Source organism: Accumulibacter sp. (assembly GCF_029255285.1).
Taxonomy (GTDB): Bacteria; Pseudomonadota; Gammaproteobacteria; order Burkholderiales; family Rhodocyclaceae; genus Accumulibacter.
Genome location: NZ_JAPUVI010000030.1, coordinates 1 through 18176, shown reverse-complemented (window position 1 = coordinate 18176; position 18176 = coordinate 1). Strand labels below are relative to the sequence as shown.

General features: G+C 62.2%; 14 protein-coding genes. 3 read left to right on the top strand and 11 right to left on the bottom strand.

Annotation, left to right across the window (positions count from 1 at the left end):
• Window positions 1-490: 490 nt before the first annotated feature.
• Window positions 491-2500 carry a methyl-accepting chemotaxis protein gene (locus tag Q1M07_RS04980; protein ID WP_300451541.1) on the top strand — a complete coding sequence of 670 codons (2010 nt, stop codon included), beginning with the start codon at window positions 491-493 and terminating at the stop codon, window positions 2498-2500.
• 47 nt (window positions 2501-2547) lie between these two features.
• On the opposite strand, the gene Q1M07_RS04975 is transcribed toward Q1M07_RS04980, so the two are convergent.
• The 6 genes from Q1M07_RS04975 to Q1M07_RS04950 form a co-directional block, all read right to left on the bottom strand.
• Entirely contained in the window at window positions 2548-7215 is a 4668-nt protein-coding gene (locus Q1M07_RS04975) for an NAD-glutamate dehydrogenase (RefSeq protein ID WP_300451538.1), read from the bottom strand.
• 27 nt (window positions 7216-7242) lie between these two features.
• A complete protein-coding gene (locus Q1M07_RS04970) occupies window positions 7243-7971 on the bottom strand; it encodes an amino acid ABC transporter ATP-binding protein (protein WP_300451535.1) in 729 nt (242 codons plus the stop codon).
• Between the two features lie 45 nt (window positions 7972-8016).
• On the bottom strand, window positions 8017-8697 hold the full coding sequence (gene gltK / locus Q1M07_RS04965; RefSeq protein WP_300451532.1) for a glutamate/aspartate ABC transporter permease GltK: 681 nt from the start codon (window positions 8695-8697) through the stop codon (window positions 8017-8019).
• 1 nt (window position 8698) lies between these two features.
• The gene (locus Q1M07_RS04960; RefSeq protein WP_300451529.1) at window positions 8699-9436 is read right to left on the bottom strand and encodes an amino acid ABC transporter permease; all 738 of its coding nucleotides are present in this window, start codon (window positions 9434-9436) and stop codon (window positions 8699-8701) included.
• Between the two features lie 192 nt (window positions 9437-9628).
• On the bottom strand, window positions 9629-10663 hold the full coding sequence (locus Q1M07_RS04955; RefSeq protein ID WP_300451686.1) for an asparaginase: 1035 nt from the start codon (window positions 10661-10663) through the stop codon (window positions 9629-9631).
• A gap of 100 nt (window positions 10664-10763) precedes the next feature.
• Window positions 10764-11669, bottom strand: coding sequence for a glutamate/aspartate ABC transporter substrate-binding protein (locus Q1M07_RS04950; protein WP_300451526.1), 906 nt, complete (start codon window positions 11667-11669; stop codon window positions 10764-10766).
• 300 nt (window positions 11670-11969) lie between these two features.
• Between Q1M07_RS04950 and Q1M07_RS04945 the strand changes: the two genes are divergently transcribed.
• A complete protein-coding gene (locus Q1M07_RS04945) occupies window positions 11970-13757 on the top strand; it encodes a M61 family metallopeptidase (protein WP_300451523.1) in 1788 nt (595 codons plus the stop codon).
• Window positions 13758-13863: 106 nt separating this feature from the next.
• Window positions 13864-14505: a pyridoxamine 5'-phosphate oxidase gene (gene pdxH, locus Q1M07_RS04940; RefSeq protein WP_300451520.1), complete on the top strand. Its 642-nt coding sequence runs from the start codon at window positions 13864-13866 to the stop codon at window positions 14503-14505.
• A gap of 92 nt (window positions 14506-14597) precedes the next feature.
• On the opposite strand, the gene Q1M07_RS04935 is transcribed toward pdxH, so the two are convergent.
• The 5 genes from Q1M07_RS04935 to ubiG form a co-directional block, all read right to left on the bottom strand.
• On the bottom strand, window positions 14598-15038 hold the full coding sequence (locus Q1M07_RS04935) for a hypothetical protein (RefSeq protein ID WP_300451518.1): 441 nt from the start codon (window positions 15036-15038) through the stop codon (window positions 14598-14600).
• 218 nt (window positions 15039-15256) lie between these two features.
• Window positions 15257-15958 (bottom strand): tRNA (N6-threonylcarbamoyladenosine(37)-N6)-methyltransferase TrmO, encoded by a 702-nt coding sequence (gene tsaA / locus Q1M07_RS04930; RefSeq protein ID WP_300451516.1) that lies wholly within the window; start codon window positions 15956-15958, stop codon window positions 15257-15259.
• Window positions 15959-16034: 76 nt separating this feature from the next.
• Window positions 16035-16409 carry a CbiX/SirB N-terminal domain-containing protein gene (locus Q1M07_RS04925; RefSeq protein ID WP_300451514.1) on the bottom strand — a complete coding sequence of 125 codons (375 nt, stop codon included), beginning with the start codon at window positions 16407-16409 and terminating at the stop codon, window positions 16035-16037.
• 101 nt (window positions 16410-16510) lie between these two features.
• Window positions 16511-17167 carry an HAD-IA family hydrolase gene (locus Q1M07_RS04920; protein ID WP_300451512.1) on the bottom strand — a complete coding sequence of 219 codons (657 nt, stop codon included), beginning with the start codon at window positions 17165-17167 and terminating at the stop codon, window positions 16511-16513.
• Window positions 17160-17861: a bifunctional 2-polyprenyl-6-hydroxyphenol methylase/3-demethylubiquinol 3-O-methyltransferase UbiG gene (gene ubiG / locus Q1M07_RS04915; RefSeq protein ID WP_300451509.1), complete on the bottom strand. Its 702-nt coding sequence runs from the start codon at window positions 17859-17861 to the stop codon at window positions 17160-17162. The genes Q1M07_RS04920 and ubiG overlap by 8 nt, the downstream gene beginning before the upstream one ends.
• Window positions 17862-18176: the final 315 nt, after the last annotated feature.

Below are 18176 nucleotides of genomic sequence, written 5' to 3'. Positions count from 1 at the left end.
GTGTTTCCATGCTGGCCCCAAAGCTAATAGACCGTTGAAACTTGTCCAAACTTCGACGCTTCTCTCACTGCCTGCTCGACCCTGGGTCGTTGCGCTGACCGAATTCTTGGTTTGGGCACCCAAGCCTGAGGATTTTAGAGGCATTCCCAGGCTTGAGAAATACTTTTTCATCACATGGATGACCCTTGTTTTTCCAACGTGCTGCGCACTTAGCACCGGCTGGACACCAGGCGCTTGTCTGGCGCGTTTCGACGCGCGCGCAACTCAGACGCGCGATGGTGCCGGTCGAGGAGAAAGTCGTCTCTTGCCGCCGAGAATGGCGGCAACCATCGTAAACCTGACGCAGGACATGTTGCGCCGCGTCAGATCGGGTTGTGGCAAAGACTTTCTGGCTTGATCTGAAGAGCGAGTTCAGAACGCATCAGAATGGTGCGTCTTGGATGTCCACGTTAAAATTGCGTGTTTAGACTTCCTGTGCGAGGCCTTCACGATGGCGAATCCATCCCGAGAAATGTCGACCCGCAACCGGCTGCTCGTCATGCTTTCGCTTCCCCTCCTGGCCTTGGTCGTTTACTCGACGCTCGCTGTCTGGGAAGCAATCGGCGAGTTGCGGTCAGTCCGCCTCTCGAACGCGGCCATCGAGGCGGCAATCGTCACCGGCCAACTTGTTCACGAACAGCAAAAGGAGCGAGGGCTTTCGGGAGGCTTTCTGGCCAGCAAAGGCGAGCAGTTTCACCCCGAACTGAGCCGCCAAAGAGAACTGACCAATCAGAAACTGGACGGTCTGAAGTTGGTCGCCACGCGCCTGGGCGAAACGCCCCGGCTGGCGCAAGCGTTGCTCCCCCCAGTCGAAGCGGCGATCGACAAAGCCGCGGCCCTGTCCGATCTCCGCCGCCAGGTCGACGCCCTGACGGTCAAGCCGGCAGAATCCTTTGCCCACTATACGGCAGCCATTTCGGCTGGGGTCGACGTGATCGGCGCTGTTGCCCAGGCCACCAACAACGCGGAAATCGCGCGCCAGGCGACGGCCTATCTGATGTTCGTTCAAGCCAAGGAGTTCGCGGGCCGCGAACGTGCAACACTGAACGCGGCCTTCGCCGCTAAGACTTTTGATCCCGAGTCGTTCCGTCGTTTTGTCGGAATCGTCGCCGCCCACGATCTTTACATGCGAAGCTTCCGAACTTTCGCCACCGCCGAAGCACGCGACACCGTCGACCAGACCGTCAAGGGCGGCATCGTCGAGGAGGTGGCACAGATGAGCCGGAAGGCACTCGAATCGATCGCCGGCGAGGAGTTCGACGTCGCTCCGGCGTTGTGGTTCCGGGCATCGACGGCACGCATCGATTTGATGAAGACGGTCGAGTCGAAACTCGACGAGCAGATCCGGGCGGAGTTGGCCAAGCAGGAGAACGCCGCGCTTCGCATCGTGATTTTGGCGCTACTGGGCTCGCTGACCGCCGTCGCCGTCGCTTTGCTGTTGAGCGGCGCCACGATCCGGCGCCTGACGCGCCGTCTTGGCGGCGAACCGGCGACCGCCGCTGCGCTCGCGCGCGCCATTGCCAGTGGCGACCTGACGCAGTCGATCAGCCTGGTACCCAACGATACACAGAGCGTGATGGCCGCCATGCGGACGATGCAGGAAAACCTGCGGGAGATGATCGCCGCTGTTCATGCCACATCCGGCGAAGTGTTGTCGGAAGCCAGCCGCCTGGCTGGCGCATCGAGCCAAGTGTCGGCTGCCTCGTCGGCCAGCAGCCAGTCGGCACAGACGATCGCCGCTGCGGTCGAGCAACTGTCGACGTCGATCCAGAACATTTCGGGCAGTTCGAATGTAGTCAACAGCACGTCGAGAGAAACGGGCGAGGCGGCGATCGCCGGCCGCGAGATCGTGAGTCGCACGGCCAGCGAAATGAAGTCGATCGCCGAGGTGGTCGAAGCATCGTCGCGATCGGTAACCGAACTTGGCCAGCAATCGGAGGAAATTGCCACGATCGCCAATGTGATTCGCGAGATCGCCGATCAGACCAACCTGCTGGCGCTTAATGCCGCCATCGAGGCCGCCCGTGCCGGCGAACAGGGCCGCGGCTTTGCGGTCGTTGCCGATGAAGTGCGCAAGCTCGCCGAACGGACGCGACGATCAACCTTGGAAATATCCTCGACCGTCGAAAAGATTCGCTCGTGCATGACGGAAGCGGAAAAGAGCATGGCCGCCGGTACGACACGGGTTCGTGATGCGCTGGCCGAGGCGGAACGAGCCAAACGTTCGATGGATGACATCCACGGCTCCGCCTCGCGGGTGATTTCCAGTGTCGACGACATCACCGCCCAGTTGCGCGAGCAAAGCAGTAGCAGCAAAGAGATATCGAACAACGTCAGTGCAATCGCCACGAGCAGCACGCAAGTCAGCAATACCGTCGACTCGATGGCGGAAATCGCAAAGCACCTGGAGTCGCTGGCCAGCACGTTGGAGCAGTCGGTCAAGCGCTTCCAGCTCGCCTGATCGATATCCTTCCTGGCGGCGTAGCCTGCCGCTCGCCGCCAAGCGCCTCAGAGTACCAAAAGTCGCCGAATTTCCGCCACTCCCGCCGAGAGCATCGCCAGATCCTGCGGCTCGTTGCCTTGGATCTCGTCCAGCACGGCGCGTGCTTCACAGGTCGCCGGCAGGCCACCGGCGAGAAGCTGTCGTACAAGATGCTGCCTGAGCGCCGCCAGATCGCCGCTGAGTTGCGCCCGCGCCCGCGCCTGCCAGCGGTTGCCGGCTGGCAGGCGGTTCACGGCGTTGGCCAGCCAGTCGAGGTCGATCGCCGCTTTCAGGCCGTTGAGGGCGCTGGCGACGACCTCTATCGGCTGGTCGCAGGCACGCGCCAGATCCACCAGGTCGAAAGCCGCGACGATCGCCAGGCGCCCCTCGATCAGCGCCGTGACTGCCGGCACACCGGTCTTGCCGTGGCAAACGCGGTCGATGGCGGCGCCGACCGCCGGGCGATAGTCGGCCACCAGGCAACCGATCGCCGCTCCTCCGAGGTGTTGCCTCAGCAGGCGCCGTGTCGCCGCGAGCGTCATCGCGCGCAGTCCTTCCATCAGCTCCGTCTGGCGAGCCGAGTCGATGATCAGGTCGAGCGCCTCGATCTCGCACCACAGTGTTTCGCTGTCCAGGACACTACTCGCGGCATACCAGGCGCCGGCGACTTGTGCCGCGGAGGCGCCGGTTTCGTCGGCGACTTGCATGACGAACGTAGTCCCCATGCGATTGACCAGGCGGTTGACGAGTTGGGTGGTGACGATTTCCCGTTTCAAGGGATGGGTCGACAGAAGGTCGCGACAATGATCGAGCAGCGCGGCGGGGAAGTAGTTCACCAGGAGCTCGCGGACGTCGTCGCTGTCCGGCAGGGTGGAAGCGAGAATCGCTTCCTTCAAAGCGATTTTCGCGTAGGCTAGCAGAATCGCGATTTCCGGCGCGGTCAGACCGCGCTTTTGCTGCGCCCGCTCGCCGAGTGCTTTGTCGTCGGGCAGGAACTCGATCGCCCGATTCAGTGCGCCACGCGCCTCGAGACTGCGTATCAGGCGCGCATGCACGTCGATCAGCACGACTCCCGCCGCCACCTCGAGTGAAATGGCCTGCGTCTGCTGATAGTTGTCGACCAGAACCAGGTGACCCACGTCATCGGTCATCGAGGCAAGCAGTGCGTCACGCTGTTTGCCGGTCATGTCGCCGCGACTGACCAGGCCGCTGAGCAGAATCTTGATATTCACCTCGTGATCGGAACAATCCACGCCGGCCGAGTTGTCGATCGCGTCGGTGTAGATGCGACCACCGTTGAGGGCGAATTCGATACGGCCCTTTTGTGTCAGGCCGAGGTTGCCGCCTTCGGCGACGACCCGCGCACCGAGCCGGTCAGCATCGACGCGCAGGATATCGTTGGCGCGGTCGTTGGCCTCCTGGTGAGTCTGGCTGCTCGCCTTGACGTAAGTGCCGATGCCGCCGTTATAGAGCAGATCGACCGGTGCCTGCAGGATGGCCTTGATGAGCTCGGGCGGCGTCATCTGGCTCGCCTCGCTGCCCAGCCAGGCGCGAACTTCCTCCGACAGCGGAATGGCTTTGGCGCCGCGTGACCAGATGCCGCCGCCAGGCGAAATCAGCGTCGCATCGTAGTCGGCCCAAGAGGAGCGCGGTAACGCGAACAGGCGCCGACGCTCGGCGAAGCTGCGCGCCGCGTCAGGTGCTGGATCGAGAAAGACGTGCCGGTGGTCGAACGCCGCAAGCAGGCGGATGTGCGGTGAGAGCAGCAGACCATTGCCGAACACGTCGCCCGACATGTCGCCGATCCCGACGACGCTGAACGCCTGCGTCTGGGTATCCAGACCCATCTCGCGGAAATGCCGTTTGACTGCTTCCCAGGCCCCCCTGGCGGTGATTCCCATTTTCTTGTGGTCGTAGCCCACCGAACCACCGGAAGCGAAAGCGTCACCGAGCCAGAAGCCATAGTCGATGGCGATCGCGTTAGCAATGTCCGAAAAGGTCGCTGTCCCCTTGTCGGCCGCGACCACCAGATAGGGATCGTCGCCATCGCGGCGGCGCACGTCGCGCGGCGGCCGAATCGCGCCGCCAACGAGGTTGTCGGTCAGATCGAGCAGGCCGCGAACGAAAGTCGAGTAGCAGGCGATTCCCTCGGCCTGGAAGGCTTCGCGGTCGGCGGCCGAGGGCAGCCGCTTGCAGACGAAGCCGCCTTTCGAGCCGAGCGGAACGATGACCGCGTTCTTGACCATCTGAGCCTTGACGAGGCCGAGTACTTCGGTGCGGAAGTCTTCCATACGGTCCGACCAGCGCAGGCCTCCACGCGCCACGCGTGCACCACGCAGGTGTACGCCTTCGACGCGCTCGCTGTAAACGAAGATCTCGTAGAGCGGCGCCGGTGCGGGCAGGAAGGGAATGTCGCGCGACGAAAACTTGAACGACAGGTAGCGTTTCGGCCGGTCGTTACCGTCCGGCTGGTAAACGTTGGTGCGCAGCGTCGCCTGGATGACCGTTTGCAACGAGGAAAGAATGCGGTCGTCGTCCGGATTGGCGACCTGCAGCAGCGCCATGTTCAGTTCGTCGATCAGCGCGCCGGCGAGAGAGTCGTCGTGGTGCGGCGCAAATAGCGCCTCGAAGAGGTCGACCAGGCGGCGAGTAATCGGGAAATGCGTCGCCAGGCAACGTTCGACATAGGCCTGGCTGAACGGCAGACCGGCCTGCCGCAGGTAGCGGCTATAGGCACGCAGAATGGCGATCTGCCGTCCGTCGAGGCCAGCCAGCAGGACCAGGCGGTTGAAACCATCGTTCTCCGCCTGATCGCGCAGCAGTTGTTCGAGCAGTCCGACGAATGCCTGCCGTGTCGTGTCGTCGTCGAGCGCCGCCGGATCAGGCAAGAGGACGGCGAAGTCGGCGATATGCAGGTCGCTCTTCGGCAGGCTGAACGGTTGCTCGGAAAGCACCGTCAGCCCCATGTTTTCGAGGATCGGCAGGATCGCCGAGAGAGGCCGCGGGCGGCCGCGATGGAAAAGTTTCAGGTGCTGATGTGAACCGTCGTCGGTTTGTGTGGCGCTCAGCTTGACTTCGACACAGCCACTGCGTTCGGCGGTTTCGAGTCGTTCGAGGTCGGATACGGCCGAGGCCGGCGTCACCCGCTCCTGGTACGACAGCGGAAGCTCCAGGGAGTAACGACGCAACAGACTATTGCCCCGTTCCTCGCCGAAGTGGCCGACGAGGTTCTGCTTCAACTCGTCGGTCCAGCCGCGGACGATGCGCGCCACCTGGCGCTCGATGGCCTCGGCGTCGTAGCGGTAACGGCTCCCGACAGGTGTGCGGGCGATAAAATGCAGGCGAGCCAGCCTGGCTTCGCCAAGCGTGATGAAATAGTCCACGCGCTCGGCAGCGAGGGTGTCGTAGAGCAACGCCGAGATCCGCTCGCGAACCGTGGTGTCGAAACGATCGCGCGGCATGTACACAATGGCCGAAACGTATCGCCCCCAGGCGTCGTTACGCAGAAAGACGCGTACCCGCTCGCGTTCGTAAACCGAAACGATGCCACGCGCGATGCGCATCAGATCATCGCGGTCGATCTCGATCAATTCGTCCCGCGGATAGGTTTCGAGGACGTTGATCAAGGTCTTGTCGCGATGGCTGCGTGGCAGGAAACCGATCGCTTCGCGTACGGCGGCGATCTTGCGCCGCAATAGGGGGATCTCGGTCGCCGCGACGTGGTAGACGTGCGCTGTGTAGAGACCAACGAAAGCTCGCACACCGACGATGCGACCGCTCGTGTCGTAACACTTGACGCCGATGAAGTCGAGATAGGCGGCGCGATGGACGGTTGCTCGGGCATCGGCCTTGACCAGGATCACCGGCACCGGATCCTCGGCCAGATCGGCGACGCCGCCAGGAATGCCGGCCAGACAACGCCCGAAGCCCGGATGCTCGGGATCGCGGAGAATGCCCAGGCCACTGTCGGCGACGCGTGCCAGCGTACTGTCGCCAGGTGCCGCCCGATAGTCGGCGTAACCGAGAAAGACGAGATTGTTGGCGCCGATCCACTGCAAATAGGCGGCCACTTCGTCGCTCTCGGCGACTTTGGCCTCCAGCATCTCGGCATGCGCCTCGCGCATCCGCTGTTGCATCGTCGCCCCGTCCTCGACCGCCGCGCGGACGTCGGCGAGAGCGGCGACGACCTCGCGGTGCAGTTCGTCGAGCAGCCCGGCGTCACCCACGCGATCGATCTCGATGTGGATCCACGATTCCGGCCGACTACCCGGGGCGCCGCGCGGCAAGGCGCGTTGCAGCTTGCCTTCGGGGCTGCGCTCGGCACCGAGCAAGGGATGCACGAGACGATGGATGACCAGGCCATGGCGGTAGACGACCATGGTGATCGAATCGACCAGGAAGGGCATGTCGTCGGTCACGACATCGATCACGGTGTGCGGCGAATGCCAGCCGTGGCGATCGAAGTCCGGAGTGTAGAGCGCCACGGCGGACTGCGCCGGCTGTCGCGCTTCGCCAAGGCGGAAATGCTGCAGCGCCGCGCCGAGAAGCTCTTCCGGGCTGGCGTCGCTGGCGTCGCTCAACTCGACATCAGCGAAGTAGGATTCGAGGTACTCGCCAAGCGAGCGCGAAAGATTCTGCTGCTCGGTGATTTCGCGCAGGTTGCGGCGCAGGTTCTGGGCGGATTCGCTGACCATGGCCATCCCCTCGGCAGGTGGACTAGACTAGTGATGCAGTATCTTGGCGAGAAACTGTTGCGCACGCTCGGAACGCGCATGCTCGAAGAACGCTTCCTTGCTGTCGTCCTCGACGATGCGGCCCTGATCCATGAAGATGACGCGGCTCGCCACGCGTCTCGCAAAACCCATTTCGTGCGTCACGCACATCATGGTCATTCCTTCCTGCGCCAGTTCGGTCATCACGTCGAGCACCTCGTTGACCATCTCGGGATCGAGCGCCGACGTCGGTTCGTCGAAAAGCATGCAGATGGGGTCCATCGCCAGCGCCCGGGCGATTGCCACGCGTTGCTGCTGACCGCCGGAGAGCTGTCCGGGGTACTTCTCCGCCTGTTGGCGCAGACCGACCCGGTCGAGCAGCTTGTAACCTTTCTCGCGCGCCTGCTCCTCGCTGCGCCCGAGCACTTTGAGCTGAGCAATGCTCAGGTTGTCGATAATGCTCATGTGCGGGAACAGTTCGAAGTTCTGGAAAACCATCCCGACCGTCGACCGCAGCTTGGAAAGGTTCGTTTTCGGATCACCGACCGATACCCCGTTGACGATGATCTCACCACTCTGGAAAGGCTCGAGGCCATTGACACACTTGATCAGCGTCGACTTGCCGGAACCTGAAGGTCCGCAGACGACGATCACTTCGCCTTTGTGCACCTGCGTCGTGCAGTCGGTGAGAACCTGAAAGGCTCCGTAATGCTTGCTGACCTTGTTCATCGAAATCATCGAGAGTCTCCTCTACTCGTGGCTCAAAGGTGGGTGCGGGCAGTTTCAGGCCGTCTTGAGCTTGTTCTGATAGTGGCGAACGATACGTGACGCGGTGAAGCAGATCACGAAATACACGGCGCCGGCGAAGAGCAACAACTCGACCAGGCGCCCGTCACGGTCGCCGACCTTGTAGGCGGCACCGAAAAAATCGGCCAGCGCCGAAACGTAGACCAGCGAGGTATCCTGGAACAGGATGATCCCCTGCGTGAGCAGCAGCGGCACCATGTTGCGAAAAGCCTGCGGCAGTACGACCAGACGCATGGCCTGGCCATAGGTCATGCCGAGGGCACTGGCGGCCGCCATCTGTCCCTTGGGAACCGACTGGATGCCAGCGCGAATGATCTCCGAGTAGTAGGCCGCCTCGAAGAGGGCAAAACCAGCGATCGCCGACGACAGGCGCATGTCCGAACCGCGTGGGAAACCGAAGATGCTCTCCAGCAAGTGCGGCACGATCAGGAAAAACCACAGCAGCACCATGACCAGCGGGATGGCGCGGAAGAGGTTCACATAGCCGGCCGCGAACCACGACAGCGGTGTGATCGACGACAGGCGCATGAGCGCCAGCAGCGTGCCCCAGACGATCCCGAAAACCACGGCACTGAGCGTGATCTCGAGCGAGATCTTCATGCCGTCCCAGAGGAAGGGCAGTGAATTGGGAATCGAAGACCAGTCGAATTCATGCATCTCACTTCCCTCCGATATAACCGGGAACGCGCACGTGCCCTTCGACCCAGCGCATGCCGAACATCACGACGACGTTGATCAGCAGATAGGCGAGTGTGACGGCGATGAACGACTCGTAAGGCTGTGCGGTGTAATCGACCAGTTGTCGGCCCTGCGCCGCCAATTCCAGCAGGCCGATCGTCGAACATACGGCCGAATTCTTGAAAATGTTGAGAAACTCCGAAGTCAGCGGCGGCACGATCAACCGCACGGCCATCGGCAACAGCACGTAGCGATAGGTCTGCGGCAGCGAGAAGCCCATCGCCAGGCCGGCATTCTTCTGTCCGGGCGGCAGCGAATTGATCCCCGAACGTACCTGCTCGGCGACCCGCGCACTGGTGAACAGCGCCAGACAGACCATCGACGAGAGAAACTGCTGGACGATCGGATTGCTTTGCTTGAAGGCGTTACCCAATTTCTCGGGCAGCAACTCGGGCATCACGAAGTACCAGAGGAAGAGCTGCACGAGCAACGGGATATTGCGAAAGACTTCGACGTAGGCCGTTGCGAAACCCGACAGCCACTTGTTCGGTACCGTTCGCAGAATACCAACGACGGCGCCGAGCGCCAGCGCGATCAGCCAGGCCGACAGCGACAGGGCAATGGTGACCTTGAAGCCGTAGAACATCCAGCCCAGATAGGTTCCATCGCCGGTCGCCGTCGGCTGCAGAAAGATACCCCAGTTCCAGTTATAGCCCATATACGCTTCTCCTTCGCGTGGCGGTCGGCCAGCCATTCGGGAATATCGCCCGGCCCGACCGGCGCGAAAAGCCGGCGATGAGGACAGGCGACCATTGCTTCAGCCATAGGAAGATCCAAGAAACTGGCCGCCGCCGGCGAAGACAATAGCTCGCCACGAGATCGCCTCCCGCCCCGCCGGACGGGAATCCGACTAGTACTCCCAGAAAATCCGCTGCAACTCCTTGCTGTCCTGCGTCTTGCTCAGAGCGACAGCGGCAAGGATGCGCGCCTTCTGCGGATTGAGGTCGTGTGCCACTACCCAATCGTATTTGTCGTCCGGTTGTTCGGCGTTGCGCAGGACGAAGCCTCCGGCATTGACATGCGAGGAACGGACGATGTGCACGCCCTTGCGCCGCAGATCGACCAGCGAGGGGACGACGGCGCTGCTCACCGAACCATTGCCGGTGCCCGCGTGGATGATCGCCTTTGCACCACTCGCGGCGAAGGCGCGATAGGCGGTGTCCGAAGCATTTCCGGAGCCGTAGGCGATCTCCACCAGCGGCAGCGTGTCGATCTTCTCGATGTCGAACTCGGAGTTGATCGTATGCCGCTTGGCCGGCAGGCGGAACCAGTAGTTCCGGCCTTCGACGACCATGCCTAGCGCTCCCCACGGGCTCTTGAAGGCCTCCGGCCTCAGGTTGACCATCTTGGAGACGTCTCGACCGCTGTTGATCTCGTCGTTCATCGTCACCAGCACGCCCTTGCCGCGCGCGTCCCTGCTGGCCGCGACGCTGACCGCGTTGTAAAGGTTCAGCATGCCGTCGGCCGACATCGCCGTGCCCGGTCGCATGGAGCCGACGAGGACAATGGGTTTGTCGTTCCTCACCACCAGGTTGAGGAAATAGGCTGTTTCTTCAAGCGTGTCCGTGCCATGCGTGATCACCACGCCATCGACATCGCCTTGCCGCAGGAGCGCCGCCACACGCTTGCCGAGAGTCAGCAGGTTGGCGTTGGTGAAGCTCTCGGAGGCAATCTGGAAAACCTGCTCGCCACGTACGTCGGCAATCGCCGCCAATTGCGGAATGCCGGCGATGAGCTTGTCGACCGGCACTTTCGCCGCCTGGTAGGTCGCACTATTGGTCGCGTCGGCACCGGCACCGGCAATCGTTCCACCGGTCGCGAGGATGACGACGTTCGGCTTGCCAGCCGCTAGCGAGGCACTGCTGAGTGCCAGCAGCGAGACCATAGTCACCAGCCAACACCTCAAGTCCTTTTGCAACATGGCTTCCTCCTTTGCACGCGATACATTGGCCAGGGGGCCATCGCCCCCCGGGATCGGGCTTGCGCTACTCGAACGCTTTGTCGTTGGGAGCCTTGTACAGTTTCTTGACGGCCTCCGAAAGCGGGAAGTTGAGGTTGAGCCCCTTTGGAGGAATCGGCTGCAAGAACCACTTGGCGTAGATCTTCTCGGATTCGCCCGAGGTCATCACTTTGGCAAGTGCCGTGTCGACGACCTTCTTGAATGCCGGGTCATCCTTGCGCAGCATGCAGCCATACGCTTCGTAGGACTGCGGCGTACCGACCACCAGCCAGTCGCTCGCCTTCTTGGCCTTGGCCATTTCGCCATAGAGCAGGGCGTCGTCCATCATGAAGGCGACCGCGCGACCCGTCTCCAGAGTGAGGAAGGATTCGCCGTGATCCTTGGCGCTGATCACGTTCATCTTCATCTGCTTGTCTTCGTTCATCTTACGCAGCAGGCGCTCTGATGTCGTGCCCGCCGTGGTGACGACGTTCTTGCCGGCCAGGTCGGGAAAATCGTTGATCCCGGAGTTGACCTTGGTCATCAGGCGGGTACCGATGACGAAGATGCTGTTCGAAAAGCTGACCTGCTTCTGACGTTCGGTGTTGTTGGTCGTCGAACCACATTCGAGGTCGACGGAGCCATTCTGAACCAGCGTGATGCGATTCGCCGAGGTCACCGGCATCAGCTTGACGTCGAGTTTGGTGAGCTTCAGTTCGGCCTTGATCGCCTCGACCGCTTTGAGCATCATCTCGTGCGAATAGCCGATGACCTGTTGTTTGTCGTCATAGTACGAAAACGGGATCGACGACTCGCGATGACCCAATGTGATGACGCCGGTATCCTTGACTTTCTTCAAGGTACCGGTCAGTTCCTGCGCCATGGCAGGCAGGGACATCAGTGCCGTGGCCAAAGTTGCCGCAACGGCGAAACGCCGCGATATGGTGAACATTGTCTCTCCCTCCTCGAAAACCAGAATAGGTTACCGGCCTCATACCGGACCACGCGATTGTGGCATGACTCGGGCCCGGATCCAAGCAATGAAACGGTCATGAGTGAAGCCGTATCGGCGCACTATTTCTGGACAGGCCGATAACGACGCTTGCGGGTACGCCGCATGGCCTTGGCCGAGCACCGCGTGCGGCGCATTGCCAGCCCGATTTGTTCGAGGCGGTGTCGCCAGGTCCCTTCGTCGGACCGTGCGCAGGCCGTACAATTCCGCCAGCTTGCCAAAAAGCATGAAAACTCCCCGATGAAAACCACACCCGTCCGTTACAGCCTTCGCCCGAGCAATCTGCAGGCGCATCTTTTCGAGGTCCGTTGCACACTTACCGAAAGCGACCCGGCGGGCCAACGTTTCGCCTTGCCAGCCTGGATTCCCGGCAGCTATCTGATCCGCGACTTCGCTCGCCATGTCGTCGCGATTCGCGCCGAGGCGGGTGGCCAAGCGGTCCCACTCGAAAAAGTCGACAAGCATACCTGGCACGCAAGGCCAGTCGACAACACCCAAGCATTGACCGTGATCAGCGAGATTTATGCCTGGGATCTCTCGGTTCGCGGCGCACACCTCGACCAGACGCACGCGTTCTTCAACGGCAGCTGCGTTTTTCTGCGCGCCATCGGCCAAGAACAGAGACCCTGTCTGGTCGACCTCCAGCCGCCCCTCGGCCAGCCGTTCGAGCAGTGGCGCGTCGCCACTGCGCTGTCGCCGGCACACGGCGAAGTTTCGGCGGCCGACGACCATGGCTTTGGTCTCTACCGCGCGGACAGTTACGACGAACTGATCGACCACCCGGTCGAAATGGGGCGCTTCGCCATGGCCACCTTCACGGCCTGCGGCGTGCCGCATGAGATTGCCGTCAGTGGCCGTCAGGACAGCGACTTGCAACGCCTGGCCAGCGACCTGAAGCGCCTCTGTGAGTGGCAGATCCGTTTCTTTGGCGAACCGGCACCGATGTCGCGCTACGTTTTTCTGATCACCGCCGTCGGCGACGCCTACGGCGGACTCGAACACCGCTCTTCGACGGCGCTGCTCTGTGCGCGCGACGACCTGCCTTACCGTGGCATGAAGGGCCTGCCGGAACGTTATCGCACATTTCTCGGCCTGTGTAGCCACGAGTACTTCCATACTTGGAACGTCAAGCGCATCAAACCGGCCACCTTCAGCCGCTACAACTTGGATGCTGAGAACTACACCACCCTGCTCTGGGCCTTCGAGGGTTTCACCTCGTACTACGACGATCTGGCGCTGCTGCGCTGCGGCCTGATCACGGCAAAGGACTGGCTGCAACTCCTCGGCAAGACCATGGACCGGGTCCAGCGCGACCCCGGTCGACGCCGGCAAACGCTCGCGCAATCGAGCTTCGACGCCTGGATCAAGTACTACCGGCCGGACGAAAACAGCGCCAATGCTGTGGTCAACTACTACACCAAGGGAGCGCTCGTCGCGCTGGCCCTCGACTTGACGCTGCGCGCCGAAACCGAGAACCGCAGCTCGCTCGACGAGCTTATGCGCGCCCTCTGGCAACGCCACGGAAAACTCGATGGCTGTACCGGCAGGGGCCTCGGCGAAGAGGACATTCGCCTGATGGCCGAGGAATTGTCGGGTCTGAAGCTCGAACGCTTTTTCGCCGACGCCGTGCACGGCACCGCCGAACTGCCTCTCGCACGCCTACTCAAACCATTCGGCATCGTCCTCAAGCGTGCCGCAACGTCCACCCTGCCGTCGCTTGGCGTGCGCACCGAAAACGAGGGCAATGAAGTGAACCTGGCGACGGTCTACGAGGGTGGCCCGGCGCAAGCGGCCGGGCTTTCCGCCGGCGACCGACTGCTGGCGATCGATGGTCTGCGCGTCACGCCAGCCTCCTTCGACCGCCTGTTGTGCCGCCGGAAAGCGGGCGATACCATCAAGCTACATGCGTTTCGGCGCGACGAACTCATGGAGTTTACACTTCGCCTCGCGGCACCGACCAAAGACCACCACAAACTGCTTTGGCAAAAGAAAAGCAATGCCCTGCGCGCGGCCTGGCTGCAGGCTTGAAGACACCCGCCTGGCAGCCGGTGGAGAGTGGTAAGGCGCTTGTTTTGTCAAGCCTTCACCGACCGTCATTGAGCCCTTTTCGAACCGCCCCCCTTGCGACCTCGCCATGACCAATCTTGCCGCCCTCAGAAAGAGCTACGAACGCGCCGAACTCAGCGAAGAAGCTTCGCACGCCGACCCAATCCAACAGTTCGAGCAATGGCTCGCCGAAGCGATCAAGGCACACCTCCCCGAACCCAACGCCATGACGCTAGCGACAGTGGACCGCGGCAGCGGCCGTCCCTCAACCCGGGTCGTGCTGATCAAGGCTTACGATCGGGACGGCATTACCTGGTACACCAATTACGACAGCCGCAAGGGTCGAGAGCTGATGGACAATCCCTGGGCGGCGCTGCAATTTCACTGGGTCGAACTGGAGCGGGTCGTGCGTATCGAAGGTCGGGTCGGTAAAATAAGCGAGGCGGAGAGCGACGCCTACTTCGCCAGCCGCCCGCTGGATTCGCGCATTGGCGCCTGGGCCAGCCCGCAAAGCCAAGTCATCACCGGACGGAGCGTGCTCCTGAGCAACGCGGCCCGTTACGGCGCAAAATTTCTTTTGAACCCACCCCGCCCGCCGCACTGGGGAGGCTACCGCCTACAGCCCGACACCTGGGAATTCTGGCAAGGCAGGAAGAGCCGCTTGCATGACCGCCTGCGTTACCGGCTGACCGACGACAGGCGCTGGATTCGCGAACGACTGGCACCGTAAAGCGCTGTGCTCCCAGTTTAGCCCCGGCACCAACACCGGAGTCCGGGTATTGAACTCGGTTTGGAGGTCCGCTTCAAGCCCGTCGAAGCGGACTATTTTCTGATCGGCGCGACCTTCTGCCAAGCGCCTTGACACTCACGCGCGACCGGGTAGTAAGCGCCTTGTTCCCGACAGTAGTACCAGTATCCCGGCTCCAGCGGCTCGCCGACAGGTGAGGCTGACGACCCGGCCTCGTCGGCTTTTTCGACATAGACCACGGGTGGCGGCACGGCGACGACCGGGGGATAGACGACGGGTGGCGGATAGTAGGCCGGCGGTCCCCACGGCCAACCCCAGACCGCCGGACCACCGAAGTAGACGCCGACGCGCGGCCCAGGATATCCCCACCGGTGCCCATAGCCGTAATATCCCCGAGGCCCGACCGGTCCGCCGACAACCACGGCCCCTGATACGTTGTAGCCACGGCCATCAGCCAAGACGAGGCTCGATTGACTGAACGCCAGCGCCATCAGCGCGAGAATCGACTTTTTCATGAACTGTACTCCAGGATGGTGATTCTTCGATGTGCGTCGCCCAACATGGACCTCTGGTAGGCGCGACAGAGGTCCGTATCCGGCAGTTCACTAGGAAGTAACGCGGCGCCCCGGCTGGCGCCGACAAGCCCGCCCATCAAATAACGTGCTCGCGGTTCGACGGCACTTCCTGGCCTCAGCGGGCGCGTGCCTTGGACAGCCCCAGAGGCGCCATGGCCTCAGCCGCCAGCGACGGTCTCGATCGAATCGACGATCGCCTGCCGGTCCGCGCAGTGCCATTTGATTTCCAGGTCGTAAAGCCGCAAGCCGTAACGCCGCAAAGGGTCGTCAGCATAGGCAGGGCGCGGGTCCTGTGCCAGCACCTCGCAAATAAGCTCGGCCAGGTCGGGCCAGCGCGCCGTGTAGCAGTCCAATTCCGCCTGCGCACGGGCCGCAAAGCGAACAGTCATTGGCGTCGGCACACCATCGACAAAACCCGTACGAGCAGCCGGCCGGCTCTCGACAAACGGGAGGTAGGGTTTGACGTCGAGTACCGGCGTACCGTCGAGCAGATCGACGCCACCGAAGGTCAGCAGCACACCGTCACAAGCGTCTATCGCCAATAGCTCGACCAGCGACAAGCCGAGCGGGTTAGGGCGAAAAGGGCTGCGACTGGCAAACACGCCGACCCGTCGGTTGCCGCCGAGGCGCGGTGGCCGAACGGTCGGGCTCCACCTGCCGGCCGTGCGATGGAAAACGAAAATCAGCCAAACGTGGGAAAACGCTTCGAGACCGCGTACCGCTTCGGCCCGATCATAGGGCTTTAGCAAGCGCAAGCGAGCGCGCGCATGCGTTGCCATTTGGGGCTGTCGAGGAATACCGAAACGATCACGAAACGGCGTTTCCAGAAAGCCGAGCGGCGAAAAACAGCTATCAGACACGGGGCACCATGGCTAATCGCGCGGCGTGATTCCAGCGCACAAGATTCTTCCCGGCGCGGAGGATCGCCTTCACCGACTAAACACCGGCGACGGTCAGCGCATGTCCGGCCATGGCTTGCACGATGGCCTCGGCTTCACCGACCGCACCAGCCAGTTCGAACGTCACTTGCGGATGGCGCCGCCGCAGTTCGTCGAGCAGTAAGGGAACATCGCGCTTCAAGTGGCCACCACGGGCAATGAACATCGGCAAGACGACGATACGTTCGAAACCGTCGCCCAGCAACGACTCGGCGCACTCGCGCAAGCTTGGCCGCATGAACTCCAGGAACGCCAACTCGACCCGCAACTCGGGAGCCTGCCGGCCCAGAGCCGCGCTGACGCGGCGCATCGGCTCGGCCCACTCCGGGTCACGCGCGCCATGCGCAAAAAGGATCAGGGCGGCTTTGGACATCGTTCCAGTTTACCGTATCGCTAGTGCCAACGCCGATACGAATACACGGCAGGCCCAGCTCTGCCGGACCCGAGTGACGGGCGGAAAGATGAGTGAGTGCATCAGTGCAAACCTGCCAAAACGGCGATGTCGTCCGCGTGATCGACGAGATGATCGGCGCCCCAGGCTTCGATCGGCTCGCCATCGCCGAGATAGCCATAACGTACGGCGACGGTCACCATGCCGACGGAACGACCGGCTTGTACGTCGCGCAGATCATCGCCGATGTAAAGACAACGCGCGGGTTCCCTGGCGATCAAGGCGCAAGCCAACTGCATCGGCTGCGGCGCCGGCTTGGCACGCCGCGCCGAGTCGCCACTGACGACACAGGCGGCCCGTTTGGCATAACCCAGTCGAGCCAGCAAGGGCAGGGTAAAGCGTTGTGCCTTGTTGGTAACGATCCCCCACGGAGCGCCGCGTCTCTCCACTCGGCCGAGAAGCTGGTCGATACCCGGAAACACCGTCGTCTCCACGCAAATGTCCTGGCTGTAATAGTGCAGGAAGCGCTCGTAGAACTCCGCATAGAGCGCGTCACCCGGGCGCATCGCGAGACCAGCGCCGAGCATTCCGCGCACCCCCTGGGAGGTATAGGGGCGAAGCCGGGCGAGCGGTAACGGTGCGAGATGCAGATCAGCACGCAGACGGTTCAAGGCGGCAGCGAGGTCGGGTGCGGTATCGGCAAAAGTACCGTCAAGGTCGAACAGAATCGCTTCAAACACTCTTTACGCAATGCAAAAGGTAATTCACGTCGGTGTCGCACCCCAGAGCGTAGCGGTCACTGATCGGGTTATAGGTCATGCCGCGCAAAGCACCGGCCTCGAGACCGGCCGCCCTTGCCCAGCGCAGGAGTTCCGAAGGCTTGATGAATCGGGAGTAGTCATGAGTGCCCTTGGGCAGCATGCGCAGGACATACTCGGCCCCGACGACGGCAAACAGATAGGCCTTGGCGTTACGGTTGATGGTCGAGAAAAAAACGTGCCCTCCCGGTTTGACAAGAGTCGCACAGGCAAGCACAACACTGGCGGGATCGGGAACGTGTTCGAGCATCTCCATGCACGTCACGACATCATAGCTGCCAGGTCTTTCGGCCGCCAGTTCCTCAGCCGAAACCCGACGATAATCGACCATCCGACCGCTTTCGAGCAGGTGCAGACGAGCAACGCTCAGCGCCTTGTCCGACAGATCGATGCCGGTCACCGTCGCGCCCCTCTCGCACATCGCCTCGGACAGCAAACCGCCCCCGCAACCGACATCGAGAACGCTCTTGCCAGCAAGCCCGGACTGGCTGTCGATCCAGTCCAGGCGAAGCGGGTTGATGTCATGCAGCGGCTTGAAGTCGCTACCCGGATCCCACCAGCGATGCGCCAGCTGGCTGAATTTCTCAAGCTCGCCCTGATCGGCGTTGATCGTCATGCCTGCGTCGTCCGTAACAAGTTGCCCCGCTCAGTATAAGAACATTCCTTCTGCCCGAATACGCCGCCACGGCGCTCGCCGAAACTGCCGCGTCGACACTGAGGCAAGAAATGCTCACTTCGCTCCGCCGAGCGCTGAGTGCCGGAAACGAAAAAGCCCTGCCGGGGCAGGGCTTCGCCGAGGGATGGCGGATTACTTGGTGCCGATGAGTTCGATGTCGACCCGACGGTCAGGCTGCAGGCAGGCGATGACCTTCGGACTCGTCTTGCCGAGGCACTGATCGGGCTTGGTGACCGGGTTCTTCTTGCCCTTGCC